At 45.9% G+C, this 1,411-nt stretch carries 1 protein-coding gene and 1 pseudogene; both read right to left on the bottom strand.

The annotated features are described in order from the left end of the window. Positions 1-1,141: TIGR03503 family protein (locus AB4653_RS23700; RefSeq protein ID WP_372105470.1), on the bottom strand; the 1,141-nt coding region annotated here is incomplete at its 3' end. Between the two features lie 9 nt (positions 1,142-1,150). Continuing rightward, positions 1,151-1,411: pseudogene (locus tag AB4653_RS23695) on the bottom strand (DNA polymerase III subunit epsilon); the annotation flags it as partial.

Genomic DNA, 1,411 nt, shown 5'->3' with positions numbered 1-1,411 from the left:
CTACCGCTATAATCATTATGCTGCGCTGCCTGTCATCTTCTCTTTTTTGAAGAATCATTAATTTTTCAGCAATACGTTTCTGCTCAGCAAGAGCTTCCTCTTGAAGACGTCGAGATTCTGCTAGGTCTATCTCTTGAACAACGCTGTACGACTGCTCGGTAATCGGGAAGATCAGTGGACGCTGGCTTGACGCATCGGTGGCATAAACCATCCCCGACCAAGTGTAAATTCCCAAATCATCATTATAAGGCAACGTTAAAGACACTTTCATCGCATCAGCTTCGGCTTGGCCTTGCTTATACATCACATACCCATCAGGGGCTTTATACTCAACGTGAGCTGCTAACGAGCTCGGTGCAATCATACCTGGCTCGCCAGAAGCCACTACAGTATGAGATAAACCTTCTTTGCGAGACTGAATGAAGGTGGTTGTGATTGGCGTTGGGTAGACCAAGACTTCTTGCTCTTGTGCTCGCAGGAACACACCATTACCAGAAGTAATTCGAGCTCGATATTTACCAGGCTCAATGTCCATTGGTAACGACACGGTGAACACACCATCTCCAGCTTTTTCGTCAAGATCAACGCCATCATCGGCAAATTCCCCCATGACAACCGGAATTGGCCGCGCTTCTCTCACTAAGGACTCTTCGTTTTCGACGAACTTAGTGAATGTTACTTTAAGCTTCACACGGTCAAGAAAATCACGCAGCACAAGCGGCTTGCCATCGGATGTCAAACGAGCGGTAAATTTAATGTGTTCAGTTTGGTACAATTTGTCTGGAAATTCATTGGCGTCTAAAACCAGATGAGATAAAAGTTTGATATTATTTTTAGGTGAGACTTTACCTACCGCTTGCCAAGGACCCGGCATCGGATTGTCGATAGAGATAATATCCATTGACGATTCTTGGTACCAACGGACATTATCAGCATGACGCAAAGCGTGATACTTCTTGCCATCAGGACGAACCAAGACGACGGGTTTAGAATTATCGGCTCGATAGATCACAAAAGTAACTTGCTCGATACTGGGATCAACTCGAAAGCGATTATCCAATAAACTCATTACAGATTCTGTTGCTGCGTGTAAGCCAAAGCTCAACAGCAATAAACAACCGGTAGCCAATGCCCTTAACATACTTTCTCCCTACTGACGCCAGAGGCAGCTTCCGCTTTTCTCGACGAGGTCTAAACGACTTTGATGCGCTTCTACTTCATCGGCCGTAGCTCGCAAAACCTTTAGGGATTTTCGACCACTTTCTGCTCTTCGTATGCTTTCGCCTTCGCCTTCTTGTTGGCCAGCGTTAAATTGCAGCGAAGTTTGCCCACCTGTCATCAATAAGTAGACGTCAGCTAGAATCTCCGCATCGAGCAATGCGCCGTGAAGAGTACGGTGTGAGTTATCAAT

It is taken from the genome of Vibrio sp. 10N.222.48.A3, assembly GCF_041475345.1.
GTDB classification, from domain to species: domain Bacteria; phylum Pseudomonadota; class Gammaproteobacteria; order Enterobacterales; family Vibrionaceae; genus Vibrio; species Vibrio tasmaniensis_A.
Note: the sequence above shows the minus strand (reverse complement) of the source record. Positions and strands in the feature narration are given on the sequence as shown.